Genomic DNA, 22,419 nt, shown 5'->3' on the forward strand with positions numbered 1-22,419 from the left:
TCTTGCGGATCGTTGCGTCACTGGCCGGTGGGGAGCCGGTGGACCTGTCCGAGAACCTGTCCGGGCTGGATCGTCCCACGACCGGGTTGGTGTTGGCGGCGGTCGCGCACGCCGCCGGCAGCCATGAGCACACCGATGTTCGTCTCGACCGTGGGCCCGGCACGCCGCCGCTGCAGGGACGGTTGCCGTCCCTTCATCCCTGGTCTATCGAAGGAGGCCCGGATGACCGCGAACCTGACCGAGCCGTTCCAGCCCGTCCTGCCGGACATGCCGCTGCTGCGGGAGGAACTGTTGGCCGAGATCGAGCAGGCCGCCCAGGGCGGGGCATCGGCTACTGAACTGGCCGACCTGCGCCGGCACTATGACCAGATCGCGGCCCAAGGGCGACGATGACCGGTCATAGCCTGAGCGAGGCGCAGCGGGAGGCGGCGGATCGGGCCCGCCGCGAGACCGTCGAGGAATTGCATCGACAGTTGACGGAGCATGTTGGGTCGCTCGACAACCGGGCCGAGTGGGAGCGGTATTTGGCGTTCGCCCGCAGTTTCCATCAGTACAGCTTCGGGAACCGGCTGCTGATCATGCTCCAAGCCCCGGACGCGACCGCGGTCGCCGGGTACCGGGCGTGGCAGGCCAGGGGTTACCAGGTCCGCCGCGGCGAGAAGGCGATCCGGGTGTTGGGCCCGGTCACGAAACGGGCACCGATCCTTGATCCGGCCGGGAACCCGGTGCTGGACGCCGACGGGAAGCCGCGGGAGACCCGGCAACTGGTCGGTGTGAAACCGGTGCCAGTATTCGACATTTCCCAAACCGACGGGCCGCCACCGCCGCAGCATCCTGACCCGGTACTGCTCACCGGGCAGGCACCACCCGGCTTGTGGGACGCTCTCGCTACCCTCGTCGCTGATCGCGGGTTCCGGCTGGAAAGGGGCGACTGCCAGGGCGCGAACGGTCTCACCCTCTACAGCGAACGTGTCGTCCGGGTCCGGGCCGATGTGGATGATGCGCAGGCGGTCAAGTCGCTAGCCCACGAGGTAGGACACGTCCTGATGCATCCCGACGGTGCCGATCGCGGGTGCCGAGGGCTGGAGGAAGTGGAGGCCGAATCGGTCGCCTACATGGTCACCCAAGCCCACGGCCTCGACTCCGGCCAGTACACCTTCCGCTACATCACAGGCTGGGCCACCCAAGCCGCCGCCGACCCGGAGCAGGTCGTCCGTGCCACCGGGCAACGCGTCATCGAGGCCGCCGACCTGATCCTCGCCCACACCCAGCCCGACGCCATCCGACCCGCCGAGGACGCACTGGACGCCTTCGAAGCCAACATCGACCGAACCATCACCACCGGCTGGGAGAGCACCAGCACCACCGCCATCTCCGGGGTGACTCACGACCGGAAGCGACACCTTCGGGCGCTCGACCGCGGGTTGGTGGTCGGGCGATGACTCCCGATCAGATCCTTGCGCTGGCACTGGGGCATGTCCGCAACGCCACCTGGCAACTCCTCAACGACACGGGCGGTGATCTCGTCCTCGGTCTGGACTGCCTGGACGTCGAATCCCTCCTCAACCCCGACGATCGTGACCCGATCATCGCGCCCCTCGAACCCGACGCGGCCCGGTCCCTGGCCGCCGCGCAGGTGCTCCTTGACCAGATCGCTGACCAGGTGCCCCCCGCCGGCTGGGCTGCGCTGCTGGCGCTCACCGTGCGGATCGGTGAACGATGACCGCCACCGTCGCCGACCTGCTCCGCGTGCTCGACCAGCAGACCCACACGCTCGGGACGGCGACCGAGCACGACACGGCCAGCGCCCACGTGTCCGGCTGGATGAGGCTCGCCACCACCACCCGGCACGCGATCAACCTGCTACCGCTCGGCGGACGCTCTGCCCAGGTGAAAGCCGGCCTACGGACCGTTCTGGATCCACTCGTCCACGGCCCCCGCGACCCGCTGCCCAACCCGACGCCGGCCCCCATGCTGATCGAAACATCCCGAACCATCGGGGCGATCGCCGACATCCTCGCCGAACACCTCCAGGGCGGCGGATGCGACAACCAGATCGGCACCGAAGCAATCAAACTCGAAACCAGCCTGCTCTCCGCCGTCCACATCAACGCTTCCTGGTCCCGCGCCGTGACCGAATCCCAACGATTCCCCGGCACGACCGGCACCTTTCCGGCGCAACTGGCCGACCTGATCGTCGTCACCGAACCATTCGCGCTGATCCCGCCTGACCGGCGTACCAGCCTGCTCGACGACCTCCGCCTTCCGAACCCGGCCGCGCCCGGCCTCGAAGGCGCCGTCACCCGCTGGGCTGCTGAAGCCACCCTCGTGCTGCAGGAGCGCTACCGGGTCAGCGGCTGGGCAATGCAAGCAATCGCCGGCAACCTCGCCCTCCTCAGCCACACCGCCGGCCGCGCCGCACTCCGTGCCGGAGCAGCAGGCGACATCACCGCGGCCCAGGCCGACAACATGGCCGGCTGGTTCAGCGAAGCCGCCCGGCACTGGCGCACCGCCGCCGCGTGGCCCCCGCACGTGCGCCTGGCCGGCCACACGCCCACGCTGCGCCAACTCGGCCGCGACGTGCGCGACGCCTGCGATACCGACCCCAGCCTGCACGACCTCAGGGCGCCAATGACGGCCGCGGCGCGGCTGTCGCTGCTGCATGCCTCAGTGATGGACCAGTTGGCCGCCCGACGCCAACTGTGGGTCCACACCGTCCGAACCGACTACCGCGGCGACCACATCGAAGCCTGGACCCGCGAACCACCAGGCAGCCCCGCCAGCTGGCCCCTCGTGCAAGCAGCCCGGTACGGCCACCACGCCCTGGACCGTGCCGTCCGCGAGCTAGACCGGGCGACCCGGATCCCGCCACCCAGCGCAGGTTGGCCGATGGACTCCCTGTCGCCTGCGCCGCCCGGCGCGGCGATTGAGGCGATGGGGCTCCCCCGACGTCACGGGCGGCGTCTCGGGATCGGAATGTAGCCTGGCCGGCGCGCCTGGCGGGACTCGAACAAATGAACGATTATGATGGAAACATCAGGCAAGGAGGCGTGACATGGCTATTGCAGCGGCTGACCCCACCTGCGTCCGGGGCTGGGGGAACTATCATCAGGGCATGACGCAGGCCCGCCGGGAAGATGTCGCGCTGCTGGCGCTGCTGCGCCTGCGGCCGAACGGGATGAGCTGGGAGAAGATCGCCAACGAGGTGCAGTTGGAGGGGTCTGCCATCAGGGTCCTTGACCGGGTAGGGGAGTCCGATGGCGCGCTCCTGGCCGACCCTGAGATTGAGGCGGCCGCTGCGCGTGCAGAAGTTGAGTTGTCCGACTGGGAGACGGCTGGTCTCGACTTCATCTCGATCCTTTCGCCTCGGTACCCGAGTCGTCTGGCCGGCGTGTTTGACGCACCTCCGTTCCTCTTCGCGTCAGGGTCCGTTGTCCCTGATGACAAGGGCATGAGCGTGGTGGGCTCGCGCAAGATGTCGTCCGCGGGTGAGTCGATGGCGCGCGATGCCGCCCGAATCCTCGGGGAACGCAACTTGACGGTGATCGCCGGCCTCGCGGAGGGGATCGATACCGTCGCGCATCGCACCGCGCTGGACATAGGCGCGCGCACTGTTGCGGTGATCGGCACGGGAATCAACAAGTACTACCCTGCCGCGAATCGGCGATTGCAGGACGAGATCGCTTCCAAAGGTCTAGTTCTGTCGCAGTTCTTCCCTGATGCCCCGCCTACCAAGCAAACCTTTCCGATGAGGAACAGAACGATGTCTGGTTACGGCATGGCGACCATCGTGATCGAGGCGGGGGAGCGCTCTGGTACGCGGATCCAGGCTCGTCGAGCGGCTGAGCATGGGCGGCCGGTCATCCTGTCGCGCAGGGTGGCTGAGGGCACGGATTGGGGTGCCGCCATCGCGAGGAATCCGTGGGTCTATGTTGTTGGGTCACGGGCGGACATTGAGCAGGCTGTGGACGAGATCTGCTCTGATCCGTCGGCATTGATGCTTCAGGATCTCGGGCTGGTGGGATGAACTCACCTGGGCAGCCGGGTTTCCGCTGGGCTGACCTGGACTCCCTCATTGTCCGGGAGTACGGCTCCTATCTGCACAACGTGATCCCTGGTCTACCTGGACTGTGTGAGGTGTGCTCAACTCCGGTCGCAGGCACCTATGCACGCTGTCGGCCGTGTAGTCAGATGCTCCCGCCTGGGCCGATGGGTGGGCCAGCGGGGGTTGACCGAGTGGCGTTCCTGACCTACGCGGTAGAACGGGGGCAGGCATACAGCGTGCTTCGCGGCTACAAGACTCCGACCATCCAGGATCGCTACTGGACCGCAGCGGCGACATGGGTGGTCTGGCTCCTTGGGCGACACGGGCTCTGTGCGCTGCGTGGATCTGGCATCGCAGAATCACAGTTCCTTTGGGCAACAGTCCCATCGGTCAGGTCCGGCCGAGCCGGTGAGCACCCACTGCATCACATCGTCCGTCAAGTCTGGGGTCCGCTCTACCCAGAGGCACGCGTGGCTCTGACAGTCGGCGCTGGGGTTCAGGGCCGCGACTACAACCCTCTGAGGTTCACGGCGGATCCGGTCGTCTCCGGCAGTCACGTCATACTCATCGACGACTCCTGGACTACAGGCGCCAACGTGCAGAGCGCCGCCACCACCCTCAAACGGGCAGGCGCCGCACAGGTCTCAGCCCTGATCCTCGGCAGGCTTCTCAACGATGCCTGGGAACCCACCCGTCAGTTCATCGACTATGGCGGGCTGCGATCGCCATTCGATCCGAATGCGTGCCCGTGGGCCGGAGCGTCCAGCCACTCCGCCTAGCGACGGAGGTCCGCGATCCCTTTAGACCTGCGATGGGGGTTCCAGCGGCCTGGCTAGCGCCGACGATAGGATTGAGTGATGATTCTAATAGGTGAGGATGAACCTGCGACGTTCAGGGTGCTAACTAGCCATGACTAACGAGATCCGCGTCACTTCAGGGGCTCCGCGGAACTGCTTGAAGGTGGCGCCTTGCGAGTGGAGCAGGGCAGCGAGCCACCCTTCATTTTCGGTCCTGCCGGCTGGGTGCGGCTAGAAGGCGTCACTTCCCCAGCTGCCGACTAGTTGACGATTTGGTGCGGGTCTTGGCTGCGCCCAAGCCGCTCACCCTGAGCTTGCGCGAGCTAACCCCGATCTCCTGGGCATGGGTGTGAATCTCGTTGAGCGTCTCGGCAAGCTCCGTTCGCAGGCGGCCTGCGGTGCCACTGCTCACCTGGCTGCCTCGGACTGCGGCCAGCTGCGCCTGCAAACCCAACATGCCGCTTTGATGCTCGCTGTCGCTCGATCCAACCAATGCCTCCAGGTGGGCAACAGCGCGAGCTATCTGCTCGTCCGCAACAGGGTCGAAGGCGATCTCTCGAGTAGCCATGGCGATCCGCGGAAGGTTGTCCGAGTAGTCATAAGTGAACTCTGGCTCACGAACGGTCGGAATGAACCTCGCCGCCCGGCGCGCCACATCCAGGGCCAGTCGCTCGATCTTGCGAAGAGTCTCCTGCTGCTCTTCCCGTACCGGACTCCAGCGCGTCTCCCTGAGTGCCATAACTGACAGCCAGAGTCCTGCGGCACCGGTGAGCGCACCCGCTAGGCCAAGCAAAGCGCCTATCACGGCTACCCAAAGCTCCCAAGTCACGGACCCAGGCTAAAGTAACCAAGCCCCGAAGGGTGCTCCAACGTCGGTTGTCAAACGTGGTAGGAGGTGCCGTCCAGCCGGCCCGTTCTCGTGGTGTGTGGGGCAACCACCGCTGGCCCGCGTGCTGGAGCAAAGGCCAAGTTCCGTCCGAACTGGACGGTCCAGGTAGAAGGCACTCTCGTTCAAGGTGGGCACTTCGCCCGGCTCCCCTTGCCTGCCGTACCCTTTACCTCACACGATGCGGGGCTTCAGGCCCGCCGACCGGCGGCTCAGCCGCGCGGTTGACGACTCGATGTCGGCGGGTACCTGCCCGTACTCGCCACAGGCGCGTCGTCGTTCTTGTGGGCATGGGAAACCGCCACAAGACCGAACAGCCACGCCCATCCGCGCTTGTCTGATTGGGCCTCCGTCGCCCACAGTCCCAGGCCCGTGGACCGGCAGCAAGGGACGACTCACCTGGGTGGGCAGTGGGATCGGCCCGTGCGGCTGCCACACGGGGGTCGAGCTAGGCGCACCGGGCTACCCGCGCTCACACTGCAGCAAGTAGTCGCGGATCTCCAGTAGCGTCGCCTCATCGAGGCGAGTGACTCCCATCTGGGTAGTCAGCGCATAGGACTCCCAGAAAGGCCGCCGAGTGTCGCGCGCACGGAGGGAGACCACCCTGAGCCCCTGCTTGGTTGCCTTTCCTCGGAGGGATCGTTCAAGAAGCAGGGCGTGGTCGGGATCCGCGCAGCAGGCGAGCCCGAACGGGAGATCTCGGGGTCTGGCACTGCGCCGATATCCGTAGCGACGCAGGAATTCCTTGGCCGCGTCATTCGGAAGAAACTCCCCGTTCCGGATCCAGCCGGCTCTCACCAGCGTGTCGAAGTCGTGATCGTCATCACCCAAGCCGTCAACGTAGTCAGCGGCTGCTCGCAGTGCTTGCGCGCCACCGTAGCTGTCGGGGTCCCCATGTTCACGCGCAACCCCGTCGCGCCACCTGGCCTGCTCGCGCAGATAGAAAGAGAGAATGCTGGTCCTTGCCATGAACTGCACTCTACGGACAACCTCCGACAAGTTGCCCAAGCTGGACCAGTCCTCGCTCCCATTGCCGGCTGGTCCACCGCCGAGTACCTCTCTGCGTGTAGGTGGCTGGTGTGACGACGCATCATTTGGCGAGGTTCGTGGAGAGCTCTGCAACGTCAGCTGCATACAAGGGATGCTGAGCGGCCAAGGCCGACCGCCCGCGCCCCCTGGTGCCGGTGGACCTGTGAGGGCCACGCACAATCGAACGGGTACGGGCCCGACGCAGGGTCTCATTTCACTCGCGGCCGGGGGCGTCCGAGACGACTCCCTACTTACCGAAGCGCCTCGTCACAGGCATGTACGGACGGGTCAGGCCGGCCGCTCGCCTACTGTATCGGCGTCATTTCAAGCCGACCCTCGCGTTGCCACGCAACTGCTCTTTGACTAGGTCTTTTCCTTCGTCAAGGCCGCCGGCGGCCCATCGTCTACGGATGGATCGGGAATGGTCGACGCCGATGGCTTGGCTTCGATTGGCAGGTGCCGACCGTTCTCTTGGTAGTACCGTCCGGCCTCGGTCAGCGTCGCAACCCATATGCCGCGGCTCCGGCTGATCTGAGCCAATCCTCGCGTCTGCAGCGCTGCGGCTACCGTCTTGTACGCGGATAGAGGTGGCGCACCCTGAGGGTTGAGCGCGAGCCAGTCGAGCACGCGTCGCTGGACATCGTTCACCGGTCGTTGCATGTGGAGCATCTTCAGTCGGACCGGTGAGGTCGAGGTGCCGAGTCCAGAATCAACTCAGTCGGCGTGGTCGGTCGGGTTCAGCCGCCCGTTCGCGCGACGATGGGGTAGCGGTCGAGGCGCGGACGGGCTTCTGATTGCTTGTCAGCAGAGTCGGCCTGCCGCAGGTGCTGTCCAAGACCCCGACCGCAACGGCGTGAATCACCTGAAACGGGTCGGTGTTTGGTGGTAGAAGGTTGTCGTGGCGAACCTCGACCCGGAGCCGGTCAGCCCGACTGGGACCGCGCTCCGTGGCGACTGGGGGCTTGTAGCGACCGAGCCAGCGGGGCCATGGCTGCGGGCGACGGCCATTGAGCCGGGGCCGATCGCACTTCGCGCGCGCTGGCATTACCTGCGTGGACTGGGTGATGAGCCACGATTGGGATCGCTGCACTGCATCGACGACGAGCAATGGCAGAGGGAGATCGACCTCGAGAGCGAGGGTGATCTCGCACTGGTCCGGCAGGCTACCGACATAGCACGGGAGCGGTTCGAGCGACTGCGGCAGATCGCATCCCACCCGCTCGGCCAGGTTCAGGCACTGATCGGCCTCGCTGATGCTGCCCGGCAGGACGACGACATGGCCGCCGCCGAAGGTCTGTACCGCGAGGCGGGGTCGCTGGCTGCCGAGATCGGTTTCGAGTTTGGCGTGCTGCGTGCCCGGCTTCCGTTGGCCCATCTGGTGCGCAGGTCCGGCTCGGCGGAGGAGATGCTGGCGATCGCGAGTGAGTGCGAAGCCCTGGCCCGTCGACTGTCCGACCAGGTGTACGTCGCGAATGCGCTGGTGGCGCGCGGCGAGGCTTTGGACCTGCTGGCTCGGCGGGACGAGGCGGTGAAGGTGCTCGTTGCGGCAATGCGCGAGTTTGCCGAGATCGGCACGGATGTTGGTATCGCCAGTGCGGGGTTGCGGCTGCTGGATGTACACCGGCGCCGCGAGGACGCTGACGCGATTCTGCGGCTGGCTCCGCGGGTGATGCGGGCCATTGAGGCGACACAGCAGCTACAGGAGGCCGTCGACGTGTATGACGTGCTCGCATACGCGTACGTGAAGCGGCGGGAGTACGCCGATGCGGTCGATGCCTGTCGGAAGGGGATTGCGCTGGCAGAGCCACGTTACCCGCGGGCTGCTGCCCACCTGCGGATGACCGAAGGGCTCGCGTTGCGTAAGTCACGCCAACCACTGGAGGCGGCGGCCGTACTCGTGAAGGCCTACGACTACTTTGGGAATCGCGCAGGCGACGAGGTGACCGCAGCTCACTGCCTCGGCCACCTCGCTGACTGTGCTGAGGATTTCGACAGCGGTGAGGCCGTCGAACTCCGCCTCCGTGCCATGGATGCGGTGGAACAGACCCGGTCGCGACAGTCCCGGCCACGGTGGCAACAGGAGTACCGCGAGCGATTCGACACCGTCTATCGCGGTGCCTTGCTCACGATGATCCGAGCGGGCGACGCGAGCGCGTTCGCGGCCGTCTTCGAGAGCCTGTGGGGGCGGAGGTTACCGGGAGTCACCGAAGGTGTACGCCTCGACCCGACGGCCGATCCGCTACTGATCGCTCAGCTGCTGGCCCGCCAGGACCAAGCCCAGCGGGCAGGCATCACGTCCGACCCGCATGGGTCCCACCAGTTGCCGCGCGACCCGGACCCGTCGGCACGTAACGCAGATCTCCCTGCGCTGTACGCCGACGCCACGGACCCGGCGTTGGCTGCAAGCTACCGACCGCTGACCCGCGAGCAGGGCCTCGCGTTGCTCGACGGCATCAGTCCAGACATCGCGCTGTTGTTGATCGCTGAGGTGCCCGGACGCCGCGGTCGTGTCGGCTGGCTTGCCCGCGCGCCGCACTCCGAGCCGGTTCTCGGGCAGCACGAACTGACCACCGATGAACTCACCCTGATCGACGCCTTTTCCGAGCGTTGGCCAACCGACGCAGCGGCCGACGCGGCGGCGCCACTGTCACGGCTGCTGCCGCCCGAGATCGCAGACCTTCCGGCCGGCACCCCGCTGCAGTTGGTCCCGCTGGAGCGTCTGTGGTCGTTGCCCTGGTCGGCGCTACCGGTGAGCGGCGGCTACCTTGGCGCGGCCGTCGATCTGCTGCTCAGTCCGTCGCTGACCCTCGCGCGAACATCTGGACGGCCACTCGGACCCGCCCGCTCACCGGGCACGGCCACCCTCGGCTGCATAGGGCCAGGCGTTCTACACCATGACCTGCACGGCCTCGGCAAGGAGTCGGTTGGAGCCCGAACGACTGAGGCGGCCACCCTGGCGCACGCAGCACTCCTCGACGGCGACACCGAGACGGTCGTGGTTGTCGCACACGGGCGCCCGGCACCCGGTCTTGGGCACTACCTGGAGATGGCGCCAGACCGGCTCCTGACACCGGCGGAACTGTTGGCCGGTACTCCGCCGACATCCGTGGCACTGGTCGCGTGCTGGGGCGCCCAAGTGCCTGGACCGACCACTGGAGAGCCCCTCACCTTGGCTACGATCACCCTCGCCCGCGGCTCGCGACAGGTTCTGAGCACGGTGAACGAGCTTGGAGACAGCGCATCGGCCGCCGGCCTGGTCAACAGCGTGATCGCCCGGGGTGCCGTCGATCCCTGGCCCAAAGCCCTTCGTTGGGCTCTGCACCGGAGACTCGATGACCTGCCTGACGAGCCCCTCGTCAACTGGGCGGCACTTGTTGCGATCGGAGGATGGTGACCGGAATGACAATGCGGGAGTACGAGTTGGACGACCCGTTCAACCACGAGTGGACGGAGAAAGCACTCGATGCGATCAAAGCCGGAACACTGCATCGACGGCTGATCGTCCACGGCGGCAAGGTGCTGGCCGCCCGCGTCGACGGAGACTGTCCACGTTGTGAACACCCCCTGCGGCCGTTCTCCTTGCCCTTGATCGGTGTGCTTAGCGAGGGCGGCGTCCTGGGCAGGAAAGCCTCCCTGGCCGGGTCGACCTATCGCATTGACGTCCAGTGTGGATGCAAGCACACCCATCCGAGGGCCCCCCGCGACGTCACCGGGTGTGGCATCTGGTTCCAGGTCGAACTGAAAGTGGGTCGCGATGACTGACCAGGAACTGCCGCCACCCGGACCCACCCCCGAGTCCGCCGCCCTCCAGGTCGAGTGGCAGAAGCTCACCTCGGACAACTTGACGAGTGTTCGCGAGTCGGCCGGCAAGTGGCGTGATGGACTCGCCGCCCAAATCACCCTGGTCACGGCGGGCTTGGTGGTGTCCGGCCCGGACAAGATAGGTGATCTGCCGACCAGCTGGCAGTGGGGGATCGCGGGCGGTCTCGTGCTCGGCATGCTTCTCGTGCTCACAGGGTTGTTACTCACCGTCGCCGTCGCCGCGGGTACCCCGAAGGCGCTCACCTTTGAGGACTTCAAGGAACTTGGCGGCGACCGGGTCGCGGCGAACGCGCTCCAGGCGACAGTCGGCGCCAACCGGCTGAAGCTGGCTCGCCGACTCGCGGTTCCAGGCATAGTCCTGGTGCTGCTCTCCATCGGCGCCTGGCTCGTCAGCCCAACCGAGCCCGCGTCATCACTTCAGGTGACAACCGCCGACACTATCTACTGTGGCGAACTGAGCAGCGGCGACGGCGGGGTGCTCACGCTGAAACTGAACGGCGAGTCCCAGCCGACGAGCATCACATACAAGGACGTCGTGAACGCGGCCATCGTGGAGTCCTGCCCGGCGCCGCGTACGCCACGCTAGCTGCGGCCACGGACCCATAGAGCGTTTCGGGTGACCGGCTGACTTGATCGAAGTAGCGGTTCATGTGGCCTTGACTCCAACCTAGTCGGATTCCCTGTCACTCACCTGATTCCCGGACCGCGTGGACCATGCTCTTAAGCGCGCATGCGGGCAGGCTCACGGACCCTTGTCTGAGTTTGCCGTCGTTTCGGTCGAAGGCGAATACCCGCCCGAAGTCTGAACCGCCTCCTCGGCCATGGCTGAGAGTCGCCGTGCGATTTCGGCGTCGCGGTCGGCGGCGGCGTGCTGGTAGATCAAGGCGGCCTTGACGTCGGAGTGGCCGAGCCTGTTCATCAACTCAGCCAGGGTGGCGCCCGTCTGGGCGGCCAGGGTGGCACCGGTGTGTCGCAGGTCGTGCCAACGCAGGTCCGGGCGCCCCGCCACCTTCCGCGCCCGCCGGTAGACCTTGTAGAGCGCGCCGTGCTTCATGTGTTTGATGGGACTCTCGACGGCGGGGAACAGTAGGCCGTCCGGGCCGGGAGCGGCCCACTTGTCTACGTGGTCGAGCAGTGGTGCCAGGATGTGGGGCGGGATGCTCACGTCCCGTAGGCCGGCTTCAGTCTTGTTCTCTTTGACCACTGCCTTATCGGGTTCCGGCCATACGACGGCGCGGGAGATGTGCAGCACTCCTGAGGTGGGTTTGCCCTTGGCGTTGCGGACGATGCTTAGGTCCGGGCGGCGCAACTCAGTCAGCTCGGAGAATCGGGGTGCGCACCAGGCCGCGAGCAATACCATCGCGGCGTAGCGGTCGGGCATGGCGTCCATGATCGCGGCCAGTTCGGCTAGGCTCGCCGGTTTGATCCGGGTCTTGGGCTTGGCATCGGCGCCGGGCGGGCGGCGGTTCAGCGTCTTGGAGGTGAGCCGGGCCGGGCTGCTGGCGAGCAGCGCCGGAGCGTCTGTGTCCTCGTCGGGCTTCGAGGCGGTCGCCAGGATCGCCCGGACGAGTTCGTAGGCGCGGCGTCGCGCGGTGGGGTGTGCGGGGTCCTGGATGTCGAACCAGGCCTTGATCATCACGGGAGTGATCTCGTCAAGGGTGAACGGGTGGAAGTAGGAGACCCGTGGTCCGTCGAACATGCGCTTATATTCCGCGCGCGTCTTGGGTCCGAGGTCGCGGGTTTCCAGCCATTGAAGGCCGTAGTCTTTAAAGTGCACCTTGTCGGGTTCGGCCGGGGGAGGCGGCTTCCAGCGGTGCTCCAGCAGTTCGGCGTGGCGCATGTCGAGCCACGCGGCGGCGTCGCCCTTGGTCTGGAACGTGACCGGCGCCAGGTGACGCTTACCGCCCGCGGCATAGGACGCTTGGTACCGACCTGACCGTAGTTTCATCACCTTGCCGAAGCTGCGGCGCGGACGCTTGGTCTCCTTATCGTCGTCGGCCTCGGAAGCGGGCCGGATAGGTACCACGTGGCGACCTGTGGCTGGCGCCGTTGAAGGGTTCACTTCGTGGTCTCCTGTCAGCCCAGCTGGGCTGGTCCCGTTGCATCTCTCGTGCATCTCTAGCAATGGCAACCGCAGTCTACTCTTGTCACCTCCAGTCATCCGTGGGCGCCGCCGACTGGCGATGAATAGGCTAGTCAACTGTGTATTGAGCCTAGTCCGGGTGCGGTTCGTCAAAGGTGCCGCGCCTGGTTCAAATCCTGTCAGCCCGACCATTGAAAAGCTTTGTCAGAGGCAGGGTTTTCGGTTCGGTTTCCGTTTTGCAGGACTAGTCACCATGTCGACTGTCGCGGACGTCACGCAGGCGTGAAAATGGGGTGGGTGCCCGTGACGCCGGTCAGTCAGCGAACTTGCCCGAACAACGTGGAGCGAGGCTCCGCTGAGCGAGGGCTGGCCACCCGACCGCTCCGTCGACGGCGCACCTCCTCGGCGGGAGCCAGCGCCTCGTCTCTTGCCCCAACGTCCTCACGTGGAGGTTGGCCTATGAACACGCGGACCTGTGCGGCATAGCCTTGCGTCAATCTGGAAGGTGTCAGTTATCGAACGTAGGATCGAATCGTGAGTGGAGGTCAACTGATGCAGAGCGCGGCACGGGAGCAGAACGCTGCATTGCTGGCTTTGCTCGCCCATCGCTCGGACGGCTTGACCGTTCGTGAGGTCATGACCGAGATCCTTGCCTCCGAGGACGCGGTGGGCATCTGGGAGGCCGCGAACCCGCCCGGACTGTTTGGTGTCTCCGCCGAGTTAGCGGCCGCTCGCGATGAGGTCGATAGTTGGGTCCGGGACGGTTTCGCTTTCACCTCGATCCTGGATCCCAGCTATCCAGCGCGGCTGCGAGGAGTCTTTGATGCGCCGCCGTTCGTGTTCTACCGGGGTGACATTGGTGTTGCCTCGAGTGGTGTCTCGGTGGTCGGGTCGCGAGACGCGTCCCCGATGGCGTGCGACCGAGCGGCCAGTATCGCTGAATTGCTGGTCGCTCGCGGGCTCCCGGTCATCTCGGGATTGGCGCGTGGTATCGATGCTGCCGCGCACGAGGCTGCGATCGCGGCCGGGGGACGTCCGGTGGGCGTGATCGCCACCGGCATCGCCGCCCCCTACACGCCCGTCGCCAGCCGGGGCTTGCATGAGCAGGTTGCTGAGCATGGCGTGCTCGTGTCGCAGTTCCGTCCTCGCGCCCATGCTGAGAAGCACACGTTCCTGCTGCGGAACGCAACGATGAGCGGGCTGGGGATCGCCACCATCGTCGTGGAGGCCGGTGAGCATAGCGGCGCCCGCGCCCAAGCCCGGCGCGCGATGGAGCACGGACGTCCCGTCCTGCTCACCCGGTCGGTGATCGACACCACCCAGTGGGGTCACGATCTTGCGGACGGGACGCGACCGAACGTGTTCCCGGTCAACAGCCTGGACGACGTGAACGCTGCCTTGGATCAGATCGAGTGGACCTCAAGCGGCGCTCTCCTCGATCGGATCCTCGCGACGACATGAGCTGGGAGGACCCAGGGCCGGCAGACCTCACCCTCCTGCTCCAGGGTCTGGCCGGCACCTACCTGCGGAACCCGCTGCGGACTAACGGTGGCTGTGTACGCTGCGCGGGTGTCACCGATCCCGGATTCGCCGAGTGCTTCCAGTGCGGCCGGGTCTACGGTGACCGACTGCCCAACCTCGCCGGGTTCATGACCTACGCTGCCGATGGCACCCAGGCCGGTCACCTCATGTACGGCTACAAGGCAAGGACACCGCTGTCCGAGCACCGGTTGGTCGTGACGTTGCTTCTCCAGCGCGCCCTCGCCAGTCACGCAGCCTGCCCGGAACGGATCACTGGCAAGCCGATCACGCACTGGGCAACGGTGCCGTCGACGAAGAACAGGCCGGGACCCCATCCGCTGCGGGGGCTGGTCGGCCGAGTCCGACCCGAGCCCGAGCTCGTGCTCCACCAAGTGGTCGGCGTCGCCTCCCAGCGCAAGCAGATCGTTCCTGACCTGTTCCGCACGAGCGATCGGGTTCCGTGGCGCAGCCACGTGCTGGTGGTCGACGACACTTGGACTTCCGGCGGAATCGTGCTCAGCGCCGTCCATGCCATTCGTGCCGCCGGCGCCTCCGCGGTCACGGTCTTGTGCGTTGCCCGGTGGCTCGGCTTCGACTTCATGAGCCGGCCGCCTACCGGCAGCCCCGGCCACGACCTCCGCTCCGAAGTCCTTCGCCAGCAGGTCTACGACCCGGCCCGATGCCCTTACACCGGTGGACGATGCCCTTAGCCTCCAGGTACAGCCTATGTTTCTGAATATTCGTAACAGTGGGCGTATAGTTTCTGCATATTCGTCACGTCGGCGGGTGGGTTTCTGCAGGAACGGAACACGATGGCCATCTACACCAGCGCCGACCTCAGTCGGACGGAGCTTCAACGTCGCACAGCCCAGGGCAGGCTGCAACGCATCGCACCCGGCCTGTACAGCGACGACACCACTCACACCCCCGAGCAGATCGTCGCCCGCGAGTGGCGCGCAATCCTCGCCAAGGCAATGCCCGGCGCGGTCGTCACCTATGCCAATGCGTTCACCGGCCTGCCCACCGACGGAGAACTGAACGTCAGCCACACCCGCCGCAACCCCCTCCAGCTGCCTGGCCTCATCGTCCGCTCCGACATGGCGGGCCGTCATGACGATGACGACATCCCGATCGGGGACGGCATCTACCTGGCCTCCCCGGTTCGCGCACTCATCGACAACTCCACCGACCACCCCGGCCGACCGAACCGACGGATTCGCAAGCTGACCAGGGGACAACTGCACGACCAGATCGTCCAACTCACCAACACCACTCACGCCGACCGGATCGACACCCTCATCGGCCGCGTGATCAGCCGCGCTCCGCGGGCGGTCGGTGCTGGCATCCAGGCGTTCTTTGCCGCCGCACGTGCCGAGATCAACACCATCGATACCCCGTCACGGGCGATGCGGGCCGCCCAGCGGGGAGAAGGGTATGACCGGGAACGGGTCGCGCTGTTCCGTGACTTTGCCGCGCAACTCGCCGACAAGGCACCGATCGAGCGCCCCGATGCGCTGCCCGGCTACACCACGATGGTGCCGTTCTTCGAGGCGTACTTCTCCAACTTCATCGAAGGCACCGAGTTCACCGTCGAAGAAGCCGAACGGATTGTGTTCGATCACGTCGACCTCGGCCGACCGCAGGACGCCCACGACATCCTCGGCAGCTACGAGGTCACCTCAGCCACCGGCATGCGGGCCATGCCGGCGACCGCGGACGAGTTCCTCGAGTCGCTGCGGGAACGCCATGCCGTCATGATGGCCGCTCACCCGACCAGGTTGCCCGGCAGGTGGAAAGACCGCAGCAACCGGGCCGGGGCCACCGAGTTCGTCGCCCCTGAACTGGTGCCCGGCACACTGCGGGCCGGCTGGGAGGAAGGTCAGCGGCTCGACAGGCCATTCCAGCAGGCGGTCTACCAGATGTTCCTGGTCAGTGAGGTGCACCCCTTCGTCGACGGCAACGGACGCTCCGCACGGGCAGCGATGAACACCCCCTTGGTGGCCGCCGGCGACCACCGCATCATCGTCCCGACGATCCTGCGGCTCGACTACCTGGCGGCGCTCACCCGTGCGACGAACGGCGGCGGCCCGGATGCTTTGCATCGCATCCTCGACTTCGCCCAGCGCTGGGTGTCACGCGGCAACTGGTCCAGCGTGGAGGCCGGCCTGACCTACGCGCACGCCACGAATGCCCTGGTGGACGCCAGGCGAGCCGAGGAGGAACGGCTGTACTTGGAGGTGCCGGCCTGGAGCGCCACCGGCCCGGCCAGCGACAACAGCCCGTCGTAGAGGCCGCGGTGTCGGTGACAGCTTCAGCGGCGTCCTCGCGGACGTCGTCCAGGACGTGGGCGAGTGGCCGGCTGCTGGGGTGGGGTCGCTTTGCGACGCTCCTGTTGCGTCCGTGAGCTGTCGGCGGTGCGTCCGCGGACGACGCCGATGAACTCGTCGGTGAGTGGGTGCGGGTGCTCGATTCGCCAGGCCAGCCCGATCCGGGTCGGTTCGGCGTCCGTCACGGGTCGATAGGTGAGATCGCGGCGGCTGTGGGTGCGGGCGATCGACATCGGCACCTGCAGGACGGCGATCTCGATCGCGACCTGGTTGATGCTGGCGGCGTCCGCCTCGGTCAGCACGGTCTCGTCGGCCAGATCGGCCAGCGAGACCTCGTCGACGGCGGCGATCGGATGTTCCTTCGACACCCACACCACCGGTGCTTCCTGGTACAGCGGAATCAGGTGCAGTCCGGCGGTATCGATCGGTTGCCGGACGAAGCACAGGTCGACCACGCCGTCGTCCAAGACCCGGCGCTGCTCGGACTGGGGCACCTCGACCGTCTCAAGCGGAGTCGCGCGATACCGCTCGCGCCAGATCGTCGTCCACTTGGTGAGGGTGACGCCCGGAACAAACCCGACTCGCAGACCGTCCGGAGTGGGGGGGGTGTCGTCACCCGCGCAGGGTACCGTGAGGCGCCGATACGCTGGCGCGGTGAGTCAGACCATCTAGCCGTTGACCGCCGCGGCGAAGCTCGGCGTCACTGAGCCGTTGGACGCCAATCAGATCGGCGCGCTGATCGCCGACCCGCCGGAATGGCTGGTGCGCGAACGGGCTAGTTGTCGCGACGTGGTCGCCGAGAACGCACGGCTGCGAGAGAAGCGCGGCTGAGACGTCAGTGCGTCGGCGACTCATGCCTGCGTCACCAACCACCGCGGGCGCCGGGTCGTCACCATCTCGCCCTCGGCCGCCGCGCCACGGCTGATGCCGTGCACTTGACATTGCGAATCAGGTACCTGCAATATTCGTTGCACGAAGTTGACGGTGTCCGGTGAGGTGGTGGGCCCATGGCGAAGACCCGCAGCGTCCCGGACGCGGACGGGGCACAGCCTGACTGGTTGGTGGGCGTCCTCGACATCACAGGTCTCACGAAGGCACAGCAGCGTGTCGTCAGCGTCATCAGCCGGAACCCCCAGCTCGTTCCCTTCGCCGACACTGCCGACATCGCGCGACGGGCGGACGTCAACAATTCGACGGTCGTCCGGACCGCCCAGGCGCTGGGCTACAGCGGATGGCCCGATCTGCAACGCGAATTGCGAGCTCGTTATCTTCTGAGGATCACCTCCGAAGACACCCTGATCGAGCACGGCCGGCACCGGTCGCCGATGCATGAGGCGCTGGAACGGGACATCGGGAATCTGCGGCAGACCGTCGACGCAAACACGAGCTCAGAGGCGCAGGCCGCTATCGACGGCCTCGCGAATGCGAAACGCATCCTCGTCCTCGGGGTTGGGTCATTCGCCGGGCCGGCCAATCTGCTCGCCCACCTGGGCAGCATCATGGGCTACACCATCGCCCACGAGCAGCGAGCCGGCGTGCACCTGGCCAGCGCGATCAACTCGCTCGGTCAGGACGACGTGGTCGTGGTGATCAACATGTGGCGCGCCAACAAGCAGTTGACCCTCGCAGCCGAGGCCGCGCGCGCCATGGGCGCCTCGGCCCTGGTGATCACCGACATGCGCAACGGACGGCTGGCCGCCGCGGCGGACCAGTTGCTGATCGTGCCTTCCGAGGGCGTCTCGTTCTTTCAGTCGGTGACCGCCGCGACCTCCGTCGTATATGGCCTGCTCGCGGGCATGGAAGCTGCGCACCCGGAGCGGAGCCGTCAAGCGCTGCGGCGCACCCAGCAGCTGTGGAAAGACCTGGACATCTACCTCGACTGAGGAACGGCATAGCCATCAGATAGACGTCGATCGGACGCGGAAGGAATCATGCGGAAAAGCATCGCTGTCATCGGTCTCGGCGCGATGGGAGGCGCCATGGCCGGCACCCTGCATCGGGCCGGCTGGCGGGTGAGCGGATATGATCCGGTTGCCGAGGCCCGCGGTCATGCCGAGGCCGCGGGCGTCCGGACAGTCGAGTCTCTCGAGTCGCTGGCGGCGGTGACGTATGCGGTTCTCTCTCTGCCGAATGCCGGCGCGGTGAGAGAGACGATCCCGCGATTGCTCGCTATTCCGGGTCTCCACGGCATTGTCGACACCACGACGTCCGAGCCGTCCACCAGCCGCGACATGGCGCTCGTGACCCGCGAACAGGGGATTGGTTTCATCGACGCCCCGGTCTCCGGCGGACGCCTGGGTGCGAGCACCGGACGGCTCAGTGCGTTCGTCGGCGGCAGCGAGCAGGCCGTGGAGACCTGTCGTCCGGTGCTGGAGGCGTTGACCGGTGGGCAGTATCAGCATCTCGGCGGGCCCGGCGCCGGAAACGTGGTCAAGCTGATCAACAATGCGCTGGCGGCGGCGAACCTCGCGACGGTGGGTGAGGCGCTCGCTATTGCGCGGGCTTGGGGGATTGACCCGGCGGCGGCCGCGTCCGGAGTGTCCGCAGCGAGCGGCGGCAGCCGTGCCTCGTCCGTGATGTATCCCGACTGGGTCCTGAGCGGCAGCTACGACTCCGGGTTCACGATGGAACTGATGGCGCGCGATGTCGCGCTTGCCATTGACGTTGCCGCGGAAGTGGGCGAAAGTCCGCGGCTACTGGCCGCCACCAATGCGCTGTGGCAGGCATCACTGGCGGACCTCGGCCCCGCGTCCGACTTCACCGAGATTGCGCGGACCGTGGCCCCGGAACTCGCCGTCGATGTGAGCACGAACCAGGAGGATAAGGCATGAATCATGCGACGTCATCGGCGCTCACCGCACGTGAAGCGATTCAGCGGGCGCTGAATGGCGAAATCGGCGCCTTCGTCGACGGAAGGATCCTTACCGGCTCCGGCGATGTCGTTCCATTGACGGTGGCCGCGACGGGCGAATCGATGGTCGGCTATTGCGATCCGGACGTCGAGGGTGCCCGTGAGGTCGTCGAGAGTTCGGTGCGCGGCGCCGCACTATGGGCAGCGACCGATCCGTTCGAGCGGGCAGCGATTCTGCGGCAGGTGTCGCGGGCGATCGGCGAGCACGCGGAGGAACTCGCCCAGCTGGAGTCGGCCACCATCGGAAAGACCCTGCGCGATGCGCGAGTCGAGGCGGCGAAGATCTCCGAAATGTTCGGCTACTACTCCGGGTGGGCCGACAAGGTGATGGGTCAGACCATTCCGGTGCCGGGCAACTGGCACACCTACACCGAGCGGGTGCCCTATGGCGTGGTGGTCGCGATCACGCCATGGAACGCGCCGATGTTCACCGCCGGGTGGAACGCCGCCGCGCCGCTGGCGGCGGGCAATGCGGTGATTCTCAAGCCGAGCGAGTTCACCCCGGTCTCGACCGTGCGGCTTGCCCAGATCGCGCACGGGGCCGGGCTTCCGGACGGAGTCTTCAATGTCGCGGTGGGGCTCGGCCGGACGGTGGGCGTCACCCTGACCACAGACCCGAGAGTCGGCAAAGTGTCGTTCATCGGATCGGTGGCCACCGGACGCCGGGTCGGGATCGCCGCGGCCGGAGCCGGGATTCCCACCATTCTCGAACTCGGCGGAAAGAGCGCGAACATCGTATTCGCCGACGCCGACCTCGACCGAGCCTCGGATGGTGCGGTCGCCGCCATCTTCTCGGCCGCGGGTCAATCGTGCGTCGCCGGATCGCGGCTGCTCGTGCAGCGCGGTATTAACGACGAGTTCCTGGCATTGGTGGCTGAGAAGGCGGCCCGGCTGCGGATGGGCGATCCGCTGGACCCGTCCACCGAGGTCGGTCCGATCATCACTCCCGCGCAATTCGACGTCGTGCGCTCGCTCATTGCGCGAGGGATCGACGACGGTGCCGTGCGGCTGACCGCGAGCGAATTGCCCGGCGAGATCACCGGATCTCACCTCGCGGGCGGGCAATGGGTGCGTCCGACGCTGCTGGACGGCGTGACCCCCAACAATCGCCTCGAGACCACCGAAGTGTTCGGGCCGGTGGTCGGGGCGGACGTCTTCGACAACGAGGAACAGGCCATCGCGCGGGCGAACGGAACGGATTTCGGACTCGCGGGCGCGGTGTGGACCGAGAACGTCTCCAGAGCGCACCGTGTCGCACGCGCCGTCCGGGCCGGAACCTTCTGGGTGAATGCGTACAAGAACATCCACGTGGCGGCTCCCTTCGGCGGCTTCGGCGACTCGGGCCACGGACGTTCATCCGGTCCCGGCGCGATCGACGAATACACCCAGATCAAGGCGATCTGGGTGCCGACCCAGACGGCCGCAGCACCCTTCCCGTCGCTGACCTATTGAAGCCAAGAAGACTCTGGCGCGGCGCAGCCGCTTCATCGGATCGGCGTCCGCGCCGTTCCCCGATAGAAAGGAACCGACCCAGTGAGCAGCAAGACTATTGCCCCGACCGTCGGAACAAAGGAAACCCTCCCCATCGCCCTCTTGGCGCTGGTCATTGCGCTCGTGATGCAGTTCGCGGGAGCCCTCAACATCAATGTCGGGATCGGCTCGATCGTGGTGTTCCCGATGGTATGGGGCTTGATCGCCGGCCTGCTGGTCTCGGTGCAGAAGTTCAAGCCGCTCGGGGTCGACCTGCAGAAGGCCGCGTCCGCCCTGGTCTCCATCGCGGTATTCCTGCTCGTCGCGCGGCTCGCCTTCAACATCGGACCAAATCTGATGCTCTTTGTCCATGCCGGTCCGGCCCTGCTCCTGCAGGAGATCGGCCACCTGCTCGGCACGGTGGTGACCGCGCTCCCGCTCGCCGTGCTCTTGCGCATGGGGACAGCCACGATCGGAGCTACCTTTTCGATCGACCGGGAGCCTTCGTTCGCGATGGTGTCGGAAAAGTACGGACCGGATTCTCATCAGTACCGCGGCGTGCTTTCGATGTATGTCTTCGGCACGCTTTTCGGTGCGGTGTTCATCACGTTGCTCACCTCCCTGGTGGCGAACTGGAAGATCTTCGACCCGCTCGCGCTCGCGATGGGCGCCGGTGTGGGCAGCGGCTCGATGATGGCGGCCTCGGCTGGAAGCATCGTCGCGGCCTATCCGGAACAAAAGGATGCGATCCTGGCGATGGCGTCGGTGTCCAACCTGATCACGACCATGATCGGCGTGTATGTCGGCATCTGGGTCGCGCTGCCGTTGGCCGACAAGTTCTACCACTTCCTGACCCGCGGCAAAGACAAGCAAGAGACGGCTGCCACCGGTGCGACGGCACAGTCCCATCGCGTCGACGAGTCGTCGGCTGAAGCGATCAGCGATGCCGAGGCGTCGGAGAACAGAAAGCTGGTCACCGCGATTCAGGAATCGGCGGCCACGGTGACGGTGCCGCTGTCGATCGCGATCCCCATCTTGACCGTTCTCGGCATGGGTACGGCGTTCATCGCGGCCAAGGGATTCTCATGGACCATCGTGGTCGGCTACCTCGTTCTGATGGCGCTCGTACTTGCCGGTATCGGATTGGCTCGACTTACCCGCCGGGTCGCCGCCGTGGTGTGGATCACCACGATCGGTGCCTACGTGTCCAGCCCGTGGTTTGTCGGTGGAAAGTGGCTCACCGAACAGACCAGCATCGACGTGCTGTCGATCGCCACCGTGATGTTGACGCTCGCCGGCCTCTCCTTGGGCAAGGACATTCCATTGCTTCGCAACATCGGTTGGAAGATCATCCCGGTGGGCCTGGTCGCGGTGACAGCCTCGTTCCTCTTCGCAGTGATCATTGCGGAGTTCTCGCTGGGCTTCTGGGACTGACCGGCGCCGTTGGCCCGGTGAATTGAACTAGGTTCTCATCGTCGGCGGGGGCGGCGTCGAGCCCGGTCCCACAGTTCGGCCTCGACGAGCGACA

General features: G+C 66.4%; 22 protein-coding genes. 17 read left to right on the top strand and 5 right to left on the bottom strand.

All coding sequences use genetic code 11. The annotated features are described in order from the left end of the window. Nucleotides 1-222: 222 nt before the first annotated feature. The 6 genes from QM619_RS08895 to QM619_RS08920 all read left to right on the top strand — a co-directional run bounded on the left by QM619_RS08895 (nt 223) and on the right by QM619_RS08920 (nt 4,824). Nucleotides 223-393: a hypothetical protein gene (locus tag QM619_RS08895; protein WP_415106999.1), complete on the top strand. Its 171-nt coding sequence runs from the start codon at nt 223-225 to the stop codon at nt 391-393. After that, entirely contained in the window at nt 390-1,442 is a 1,053-nt protein-coding gene (locus QM619_RS08900) for an ArdC family protein (RefSeq protein ID WP_415107002.1), read from the top strand. The genes QM619_RS08895 and QM619_RS08900 overlap by 4 nt, the downstream gene beginning before the upstream one ends. Next, nucleotides 1,439-1,723: a hypothetical protein gene (locus QM619_RS08905; RefSeq protein WP_415107004.1), complete on the top strand. Its 285-nt coding sequence runs from the start codon at nt 1,439-1,441 to the stop codon at nt 1,721-1,723. Before QM619_RS08900 ends, QM619_RS08905 begins: the two co-directional genes overlap by 4 nt. Then, nucleotides 1,720-2,982 (top strand): hypothetical protein, encoded by a 1,263-nt coding sequence (locus QM619_RS08910; protein ID WP_415107007.1) that lies wholly within the window; start codon nt 1,720-1,722, stop codon nt 2,980-2,982. The genes QM619_RS08905 and QM619_RS08910 overlap by 4 nt, the downstream gene beginning before the upstream one ends. Before the next feature lie 133 nt (nt 2,983-3,115). Then, nucleotides 3,116-4,027 (top strand): DNA-processing protein DprA, encoded by a 912-nt coding sequence (locus QM619_RS08915; RefSeq protein ID WP_415107010.1) that lies wholly within the window; start codon nt 3,116-3,118, stop codon nt 4,025-4,027. Nucleotides 4,028-4,515: 488 nt separating this feature from the next. Further along, nucleotides 4,516-4,824 (top strand): ComF family protein, encoded by a 309-nt coding sequence (locus tag QM619_RS08920; RefSeq protein WP_415107013.1) that lies wholly within the window; start codon nt 4,516-4,518, stop codon nt 4,822-4,824. Nucleotides 4,825-5,083: 259 nt separating this feature from the next. On the opposite strand, the gene QM619_RS08925 is transcribed toward QM619_RS08920, so the two are convergent. The 3 genes from QM619_RS08925 to QM619_RS08935 all read right to left on the bottom strand — a co-directional run bounded on the left by QM619_RS08925 (nt 5,084) and on the right by QM619_RS08935 (nt 7,417). Then, nucleotides 5,084-5,671, bottom strand: coding sequence for a hypothetical protein (locus tag QM619_RS08925; RefSeq protein WP_415107016.1), 588 nt, complete (start codon nt 5,669-5,671; stop codon nt 5,084-5,086). Between the two features lie 519 nt (nt 5,672-6,190). After that, on the bottom strand, nt 6,191-6,697 hold the full coding sequence (locus QM619_RS08930; protein ID WP_415107019.1) for a hypothetical protein: 507 nt from the start codon (nt 6,695-6,697) through the stop codon (nt 6,191-6,193). Between the two features lie 423 nt (nt 6,698-7,120). Beyond that, nucleotides 7,121-7,417: a hypothetical protein gene (locus tag QM619_RS08935; RefSeq protein ID WP_415107022.1), complete on the bottom strand. Its 297-nt coding sequence runs from the start codon at nt 7,415-7,417 to the stop codon at nt 7,121-7,123. A 238-nt stretch (nt 7,418-7,655) separates the two neighbouring features. Between QM619_RS08935 and QM619_RS08940 the strand changes: the two genes are divergently transcribed. Genes QM619_RS08940 through QM619_RS08950 form a run of 3 tightly spaced genes read left to right on the top strand, consistent with a single transcriptional unit; the run spans nt 7,656 to nt 11,165 of the window. Then, complete coding sequence (locus tag QM619_RS08940; RefSeq protein WP_415107024.1) at nt 7,656-10,151, top strand: hypothetical protein; 2,496 nt, start codon at nt 7,656-7,658, stop codon at nt 10,149-10,151. Nucleotides 10,152-10,177: 26 nt separating this feature from the next. Continuing rightward, on the top strand, nt 10,178-10,519 hold the full coding sequence (locus QM619_RS08945; protein ID WP_415107027.1) for a hypothetical protein: 342 nt from the start codon (nt 10,178-10,180) through the stop codon (nt 10,517-10,519). Beyond that, complete coding sequence (locus QM619_RS08950; RefSeq protein WP_415107030.1) at nt 10,512-11,165, top strand: hypothetical protein; 654 nt, start codon at nt 10,512-10,514, stop codon at nt 11,163-11,165. Before QM619_RS08945 ends, QM619_RS08950 begins: the two co-directional genes overlap by 8 nt. Nucleotides 11,166-11,321: 156 nt before the next feature. Here the strand turns inward: QM619_RS08950 and QM619_RS08955 are convergent, their stop codons facing one another. Continuing rightward, complete coding sequence (locus QM619_RS08955; RefSeq protein WP_415107033.1) at nt 11,322-12,641, bottom strand: tyrosine-type recombinase/integrase; 1,320 nt, start codon at nt 12,639-12,641, stop codon at nt 11,322-11,324. Nucleotides 12,642-13,214: 573 nt separating this feature from the next. Between QM619_RS08955 and QM619_RS08960 the strand changes: the two genes are divergently transcribed. The 3 genes from QM619_RS08960 to QM619_RS08970 all read left to right on the top strand — a co-directional run bounded on the left by QM619_RS08960 (nt 13,215) and on the right by QM619_RS08970 (nt 16,471). Then, nucleotides 13,215-14,123, top strand: coding sequence for a DNA-processing protein DprA (locus tag QM619_RS08960; protein WP_415107036.1), 909 nt, complete (start codon nt 13,215-13,217; stop codon nt 14,121-14,123). After that, nucleotides 14,120-14,893 (top strand): hypothetical protein, encoded by a 774-nt coding sequence (locus QM619_RS08965; RefSeq protein ID WP_415107039.1) that lies wholly within the window; start codon nt 14,120-14,122, stop codon nt 14,891-14,893. Before QM619_RS08960 ends, QM619_RS08965 begins: the two co-directional genes overlap by 4 nt. A 102-nt stretch (nt 14,894-14,995) precedes the next feature. After that, nucleotides 14,996-16,471 carry a Fic family protein gene (locus QM619_RS08970; RefSeq protein ID WP_415107042.1) on the top strand — a complete coding sequence of 492 codons (1,476 nt, stop codon included), beginning with the start codon at nt 14,996-14,998 and terminating at the stop codon, nt 16,469-16,471. Nucleotides 16,472-16,494: 23 nt separating this feature from the next. Here the strand turns inward: QM619_RS08970 and QM619_RS08975 are convergent, their stop codons facing one another. Next, entirely contained in the window at nt 16,495-17,097 is a 603-nt protein-coding gene (locus tag QM619_RS08975; protein WP_415107112.1) for a LysR substrate-binding domain-containing protein, read from the bottom strand. 88 nt (nt 17,098-17,185) lie between these two features. Between QM619_RS08975 and QM619_RS08980 the strand changes: the two genes are divergently transcribed. From QM619_RS08980 to QM619_RS09000, 5 genes are all read left to right on the top strand, one after another. Then, nucleotides 17,186-17,341: a DUF5997 family protein gene (locus QM619_RS08980; RefSeq protein ID WP_415107044.1), complete on the top strand. Its 156-nt coding sequence runs from the start codon at nt 17,186-17,188 to the stop codon at nt 17,339-17,341. Between the two features lie 230 nt (nt 17,342-17,571). Beyond that, nucleotides 17,572-18,393, top strand: a complete 822-nt coding sequence (locus tag QM619_RS08985) for a MurR/RpiR family transcriptional regulator (RefSeq protein ID WP_415107114.1) — start codon at nt 17,572-17,574, stop codon at nt 18,391-18,393. A gap of 45 nt (nt 18,394-18,438) precedes the next feature. Further along, nucleotides 18,439-19,341: an NAD(P)-dependent oxidoreductase gene (locus tag QM619_RS08990; RefSeq protein WP_415107117.1), complete on the top strand. Its 903-nt coding sequence runs from the start codon at nt 18,439-18,441 to the stop codon at nt 19,339-19,341. Next, on the top strand, nt 19,338-20,873 hold the full coding sequence (locus tag QM619_RS08995; RefSeq protein ID WP_415107047.1) for an aldehyde dehydrogenase family protein: 1,536 nt from the start codon (nt 19,338-19,340) through the stop codon (nt 20,871-20,873). The genes QM619_RS08990 and QM619_RS08995 overlap by 4 nt, the downstream gene beginning before the upstream one ends. 81 nt (nt 20,874-20,954) lie before the next feature. Then, nucleotides 20,955-22,325: a DUF3100 domain-containing protein gene (locus QM619_RS09000; RefSeq protein ID WP_415107050.1), complete on the top strand. Its 1,371-nt coding sequence runs from the start codon at nt 20,955-20,957 to the stop codon at nt 22,323-22,325. Nucleotides 22,326-22,419: the final 94 nt, after the last annotated feature.

This window comes from Micropruina sp. (assembly GCF_047606665.1).
GTDB lineage: Bacteria > Actinomycetota > Actinomycetes > Propionibacteriales > Propionibacteriaceae > Micropruina.